This window comes from Moorena sp. SIO4E2, assembly GCF_010671945.1.
GTDB classification, from domain to species: domain Bacteria; phylum Cyanobacteriota; class Cyanobacteriia; order Cyanobacteriales; family Coleofasciculaceae; genus Moorena; species Moorena producens.
This window is the reverse complement of the sequence record NZ_JAAHIE010000403.1, coordinates 1-6,829: the sequence shown is the minus strand read 5'-3', so window position 1 is coordinate 6,829 and position 6,829 is coordinate 1. Positions and strand designations below refer to the sequence as shown.

5 protein-coding genes and 3 pseudogenes are annotated in these 6,829 nt (G+C 42.3%); 4 read left to right on the top strand and 4 right to left on the bottom strand.

Features of this window, described 5'->3' with window-relative positions:
• Both F6K37_RS28750 and F6K37_RS28745 read left to right on the top strand, forming a co-directional pair.
• Nucleotides 1–344: pseudogene (locus tag F6K37_RS28750) on the top strand (peptidase M48); the annotation flags it as partial.
• A 25-nt stretch (nucleotides 345–369) separates the two neighbouring features.
• Complete coding sequence (locus F6K37_RS28745; protein WP_287253857.1) at nucleotides 370–501, top strand: hypothetical protein; 132 nt, start codon at nucleotides 370–372, stop codon at nucleotides 499–501.
• A gap of 14 nt (nucleotides 502–515) precedes the next feature.
• Here the strand turns inward: F6K37_RS28745 and F6K37_RS28740 are convergent, their stop codons facing one another.
• Nucleotides 516–1,910, bottom strand: a complete 1,395-nt coding sequence (locus F6K37_RS28740; protein ID WP_287253855.1) for a sugar porter family MFS transporter — start codon at nucleotides 1,908–1,910, stop codon at nucleotides 516–518.
• 396 nt (nucleotides 1,911–2,306) lie between these two features.
• Here F6K37_RS28740 and F6K37_RS28735 point away from each other — a divergent pair, with 396 nt between their 5' ends.
• A complete protein-coding gene (locus F6K37_RS28735; protein ID WP_075903262.1) occupies nucleotides 2,307–2,627 on the top strand; it encodes an NfeD family protein in 321 nt (106 codons plus the stop codon).
• A 497-nt stretch (nucleotides 2,628–3,124) separates the two neighbouring features.
• On the opposite strand, the pseudogene F6K37_RS28730 reads toward F6K37_RS28735, so the two are convergent.
• A pseudogene (locus F6K37_RS28730) lies at nucleotides 3,125–4,137 on the bottom strand (transposase).
• Nucleotides 4,138–4,370: 233 nt separating this feature from the next.
• On the opposite strand from F6K37_RS28730, the pseudogene F6K37_RS45700 reads away from it, so the two are divergent.
• Nucleotides 4,371–4,598, top strand: a pseudogene (locus tag F6K37_RS45700) (IS982 family transposase); the annotation flags it as partial.
• A gap of 367 nt (nucleotides 4,599–4,965) precedes the next feature.
• Here the strand turns inward: F6K37_RS45700 and F6K37_RS28725 are convergent.
• Both F6K37_RS28725 and F6K37_RS28720 read right to left on the bottom strand, forming a co-directional pair.
• A complete protein-coding gene (locus F6K37_RS28725; protein ID WP_287253852.1) occupies nucleotides 4,966–5,676 on the bottom strand; it encodes an FkbM family methyltransferase in 711 nt (236 codons plus the stop codon).
• A 259-nt stretch (nucleotides 5,677–5,935) separates the two neighbouring features.
• A partial coding sequence (locus tag F6K37_RS28720; RefSeq protein WP_287253851.1) for a glycosyltransferase family 4 protein occupies nucleotides 5,936–6,829 on the bottom strand: 894 nt, incomplete at its 5' end.

The window sequence follows — 6,829 nt, the reverse complement described above, 5'->3', positions numbered from 1 at the left end:
TCTATGCAGCAGATGGATTGCGCAATTTGATGATTACCCTCCATGATCAAGGTGGACCAAAACCATTATTTCCTTGGCTTTCAACCCACCCAGAAACTAAAGAACGGATTAATAATTTAGAAGCTATAATCGACAGTAATGGTTATAACCGTTATACTTATGAAGGTGTAGAAAAGCACCTAGAGATTCAGAAGCGAGTTGCTCAACTCCTGAAAGAGTATGAGGAAAAACAGAAGGAAGAAGAGGAGGGCAAACAGGAGGAAAAACAAGAAGATGAGCAGCAGCAAACACAGGATAAAGAACAGGAGCTAAAACCAGAAAATGAGCAGGAGCAACAACAGTAGGAGTAATATTGTAAGTATTCAGCTAATGCGCTACGCGCACGCTACGCGAACAGGGATCAGCGGTCAGCGGTCAGCTTTGTGGCACAGGCTTCCAGCCTGTGACTTCACTGAGATTAAACCAATGCTTACGTTTTATTCAATAGCTGATAGCTTATAGCTGAATACTTACGATTACATTGCTTCGAGTTCCTTACCTTTGGTTTCCCGAACTGCGAAAACAACTAAGAAAAAGGAGATAGCAGCAGCAATGGTATAAAGACCATAAGCAGTACCTAAACCAAATCTAGTCAGGAGAATGGGGAAGGTGATGGTAATGAAAAAATTGGCCAGCCATTGAGTTGAAGCACCAACAGACAGTGCAGAGCCTCGAATCTGGTTGTTGAACATTTCCCCTAGCATCACCCAGACCACTGGTCCCCAGGAAAAGCCGAAGCAGAACACATACAGGTTAGCGGCTAAGAGGGCAACAATCCCTTGAGAGTGAGTCAGAATCAATTCACCAGCGCTATCCAACTGGGCGAAAGTAAAAATAAATGCCATTATCCCCAAGGTCAAGGTCATGCCAATAGACCCGATCAGCAGAAGGGGTTTGCGTCCAAACTTGTCGATGTATGCGATCGCTAAAAGGGTAGTAAGAAGATTAATAGCGCCAGTAATCACATTAATTAGCAGGGAATCCCCTTCTGAAAACCCTACCTCTTGCCATAACACATTACCGTAGTAGAATACTACATTAATTCCCACAAACTGTTGAAATATAGATAGTCCCATGCCTAGCCAGACAATGGGAAGCAGCATACCATTTTTACCAATCAGGTCAGAGAGTTTAGGCTTGCGCTCCTTGAGAACTGTTTGCTGAATTTCCAAGACCTTGGCTTGGACATCACCACTCTCAATCTTGGCGAAAACAGCAGCAGCTTTTGTCAAGCGGCCAATAGAGACCAAAAACCGGGGAGATTCAGGAATCAACCAAGCCCCCACCCAATAAACAGTTGCTGGAATAAGCTCCATCCAGAACATCCAGCGCCAAGCCGGTATAGAAAACCAAAGTGGTGCTTCTGCTGAACCGGTAACCATACTAATCAAGTAGTTGCTGACAAAAGCAATAAAAATACCAATAACAATGGCCAATTGCTGGAGAGAACCTAACCTTCCCCGTAGGTGAGCTGGAGAAACCTCTGCAATGTAAGCTGGACTAATTACACTAGCGGCACCCACAGCAATGCCACCCACCAGTCGATAGACTACAAAATCCCAGATACCGATTGCTATACCAGAGCCAATGGCACTGATCGTAAATAAAGCAGCAGTCATCAGCATCACCTTTTTACGGCCATACCAATCCGCCATCTGTCCAGCGTAAAACGCCCCAACTGCAGAACCTAGCAGCATCGAAGATACTGAGAATCCCGTCCCGACGCTAGTGGAGTTAAAGGCTTTTTGCAGTGCTGTAATGGTGCCATTAATCACTGCACTGTCGAAACCGAATAAAAAACCACCAATGGCAGCCACTCCGGAAATCAGGATTACAAAAGATATATGGTATTCTTGTTTGTCATTTATCATTGATAGCAGTTCTCAATGGGGTGAGGTACTTAAGCCGGTAGGGAGTAGGGAGTAGGGAGTAGGGAGTAGGGAGTAGGGAGTAGCGCTGCATCACTTGTCAATTTTCCATTTAAACCTGCCTCAGCCATACCTTCCATACTTGGAAGCTTTTTGCACTAATTCTTTAGGTGGAGAAGTTGCCAGTTAAGCAACTGTCTATGGAAAGAACGACCTATCACCTTAGGCATAGCAGCATCTAATAATAGACACAGCTAGGATTACAGCCGAATTTTGCTCAGACCTTAACTACCAAGGAATTGTGTACAGGTTTAAATAGTGGCATGGCATACCTCACCAAGCTTTAAAAAAGGAAAGTAGAGTTTAAAGGTAAGGTAAAGCTGAGGGAGCAGGCAGCAAATGGAATCAACTAAAAACCCCACCATGGAAGAGATGAACCTATTCTCAGAGCCTGGCACTGGCAAGGTAGAAAAGACAATTACCCCTCATAAGCCAGGACGAGTCAAGTATAAAGCAACTTACTGGCCAGCAGAAGTATGCTCCGATTTTCAAGTCACCCTTGAACCTGAAGACCCAGTTACAGTTGTTGGTCGGCGCGGCATTACCCTGATTGTGGTACCAGTGGGTTATATTTTTCCCGACGATTCCCAAGAGTCGAGCCATAACCTAGCCACAGGGATTGTCTCACGCTTGTTGAGTTGGACTCAACGATTGGCTTAATTGTTGGGGTTGCTGAATCTTTGAATGAATAGGAGTAGAGCGGGCATCCTGCCCGCCCGAAGATTGTAACGGGCAGTGCGGCTCGTTCCACGCCTGATTCCTATTCCACCTCACTCTTAAAATCATTCCATTATTAAGCAAAGCCAAACAATTAACTTTCATAGCCCAATACTGAGCCTAGGGTTGACAGCAGTATTGGGCTTCTGAGTTTAGCTTCCTCCGCGAGAAGCCCCACATCTCAATGCGCAGCATGAGTGTTTAAAGTTAACCTGAGTTCGATATAAGTAAATTGGCTAGAAACCACTTTCCGTGAGACGTACAGGATTTTATCCCCTACCCATAATTTCTCAATTAGCGAAATTTATTGAGAAATAGGGGGAGAAGGAAAAATCAATTAGTAAATTTTTTTTAATCTTAATTAATTTTTATTAAATAAACGCTCAAAAATTGGCACTGGTTCCGCCTAGTGAGAAGCGAAAAGTTTTGATATTAGGTCTTTACAGAGCATATCGAATTGTGAATAACTGCGACCAAGATATGCCCACCTCCAAAATGCCTAATTTCACCGCAGGCACAATCTTTGTGGTAAAATGAACTCTTACACAGTTGTGTATTAACCAGTAGACATCAAGGGTTCTTTGAAGGTTTTTGCGAGATGAACGCATAGGTGTTGGTTTTACGCCGAAAGGCGCTCGTTACGACGTCTGAGAGAAGCATTGAAAGCTGAGCCATGATTGGCATGAATATCACTTTCGGTGACATCATGCTCAGTTTCAGGATGCTCAGGCACAGGAGCTTGATATTTTTTTCGTTTACGACCTGCACCTTTGTTCGCACCCTTATTTTTAAGTCGCACTCGGATCCCTTTTTGCAACCGCTTTGGTGGACGTCCCGGTCGACCTGTGCGGATCACCTCATGGCAGATCTCAAACAGCAGGTTGCCATATCGTCGTTCTCCATCGGTTAAGAGATTGAGGCTTCCGGTTTGGTCAATCACCTTCCCTAAAACTTTCAACCCCTGCTCAAATAACTGCTGGTCTTTAGGTCCACAGTGCAATTCCCATAGAAACCGACTGCCTCGCTCCATCAAGACCATTGTCCATCCTTGTGACACTGAAGCAGGTAGGTTTTTATTTACTTTCGTATACAGCTCCGAACCTTCTATCTCCTGATGAATAAACTGATGGAGCAGAGCATAGAGCATCAGGGTAGGTTTGAGACCCGCTAAACGTCTTTCCCAATCAATTACACTCTTTTTTGACACACTGAAGGTTCGAGCTGTGGCATTGGGACCCATACCTTCACTTCTGGCTTTAAGAATCACGGATTACCGACTCAGGGGAGTGGTCAGACCCGCCAGTGGCGTTGCAAAGGTCTCGCTGAAATAGATGTCACACTCTCGGCAATGATAAATCGTACGGAAACCATGGTTTTGAGTACTATAGCGGTGGTGAGGGTACACATCCTCACTCCCACATCCAGGACATGGGTAGGAAAATAGTTCGATCATACAACCACCATTGAGGAAAGGCTTCTATTAACTCCAGCATGCCCCTATTTCATGACCTGCAAGGCTTTTATCCTTCACATTCGACGGAACCAGTACCCAAAAATTGGTTATCTTAAATAAGATAAACCCCTTTAAATTAAAGTTTAAGGGTTCTACTCAAAACAAGAATTATGATAGATATAGAGACTTTGTTCTGGTAATTATACGATTTTTGTAAAGGTTTTAAATTTGAATTGATAAGCCAGTTAATTTCTGATAAAATTACCCAAATAAATCGGAAAAGTCGTCTGAAATTAAGTGAAGTTATGACAATAATAATTTATTTTAATTGCTCTAATTATCGTTGCTTAACAAGGTATTATATCAATTACATTGCTAACTATAACTCAAGTAATTTTCCAAATTTAGTTAGTTATAATCGCTTTATTGAATTAATCCCTCAAACCTTAATGCCATTACTTTTTTAGGCTCTACGGAACATAGTGTGTATAAAACCGCGCTTATTGACCACTAGGTCTGATGGGACGGGTTATTTCTAAAAAATCATTCTATCTCTTGATGCAGTCGCTCATGGGGGAAACCACGGCAGTCGCTCATGGGGGGAACCACGGCAGTCGCTCATGGGGGAAACCACGGCAGTCGCTCATGGGGGAAACCCCCGCATGAAGGCGCTGCCTCCCCAAGACCGCGCTGCCTCCCCAAGACCGCGCTGCATCGCTTAAAAACTCAAACTACCGCCCAATAAGGATTATAGGAATTATTCCATAATAGTTTTACACAGCAAGTTCGGTAGAGCCGATTTTTTTAGTCTAAACCACAGAGGAAAGCCTATTTGTCTATCCTGTGGTTAACAAAGAGATAATCTGCGAACCATCCTGGGGTGCCTTCCGCAGTGTCTTGGTTTATCTGTTCCAGCCATCGTCCCTCACTAGTAAGCCATTTGCGAATACAAAGAACTTGCTCAAAACCTTGCTCCTTAAGGAAATTGCAAACCTCACCATGTAATGCTTCTTCATGATATATGGGCTGAATTTCGATCTCTGCAATAATATATCTTGTAGAATTGAGATAGTTACCCATTCCTTCGAGGGCCTGTAGACAAGCTCCTTGAAGATCGATGCAAAGAAGATCGACATTATTAATATTGTTGGTGCTTAACCAATCATCAAGACGGGTTGCATTAACCGGGATCTGCTTACATTCGTATTTCTCAAAAGGATACGCCGGATTTGGGGTCAAACAGGATGACGCAAAAGGATTGCCATTCACAACCATATTAAACTCTAAAGTAGTCGTTTGATTCCAAACGGCTTTTGGGATTAAGTGAATATCTGGGTGATTTTTTATGTTTTGAGAACATAGGACTAATGAATCCGGGTGACATTCAAATACATAAACTGGAGCATTATAAGCACGATTTAGTGCGATTGAGTCCAATGCGTCACCGGCTCCAAGCTCTAAGATAGTGTTGACTTTGGCTTTAGAAATGTGTGCCATAATGCTAGGGTGCAAATAAATACCAGAGTTGCTGGTTGACATAAATGGATCTCCTAATCAGTCGTAGGTTAATTTTATCAAGGTTGAGCGTAAAACCCCCGTCTTTCAACAGGGTAATCCCATCTAATTTTGGATCATATTTGACTGAAAAAAGTAAGATTATACAGGACTTACGCAACCGCACTAATTATAGTGGATATATCGGGAATTATGACCAACTTATACGCTATATATAGCGGTAATGCGTAATTCTTGATTATACTATAGTTTGAGGATTTTATGGTATTATGGAGATGTCTATTTATTGTCCAATAAGAGATTTGAAAAGATTATTGTAATCAGAACACATTTTTCCTGCATGATAAGTTTCTTTTAGTCTTTTTTTATTTTTTTGTACCTTTTCTTTCGCTTCATCTAAATTTTCAAGGATCGATATTATTGTCTCAGCAATTGCACAGCTGTCACCTGGTTTTAGGCCAAAGGCAAATCCTTGTTTCACGTAGATTTCTTGCGGACCATCAATATTGGATATAGCTACGGGAGTCCCCATAAATAATGATTCCAGTGCTACTTGATTGAAGCTTTCACCCAGGGTGGGCTGGATTGTTAGATCCGCTCTCTTGAAAAGCGCAGCAGCATTTCTTTCTCCGGGAATTCTTCCCGTAATTATAACGTCCTTATTATATTCGCAAGCTTTGCGTATTTCTTCGTCAAAGCCTGGTGAATATCCGCCGACAAATAAATATGTAATGCTTGGAAATCTCTTGGAAATTGTGGGTATCGCCTTAGCAAGGTATATAACCCCCTTATATATGTCAAGTCTTCCAAGGTATAGAATTATCTTACCATTTTTGGGTATATCAATTGGTTCCCCCCTACTATTATGTAAATTATAGACAAGAGTATCAAGTCCTTTATCAAACTCAAACTTGTCAGTATCCACACCGTTGTAGATGACTTTTGGAGATATACCGAATAGTGCATTCTGACGCTTTCCGTATATGATATTAGGGCAGAGTAAAGGGATTGATTTTCGTTGGCTTTTTGATACATATACAGTTTCATCTGCTAATGCCATTAGTTCTCTTTTGCAGCTAAAGTTGGTTAACACCCATCTGGCCCAAAAGCAATCGTCTATTTCATCTGACCAATAGTATCCCCCATCCATTAGTGCGTATTTGTCATCAGAGATCGT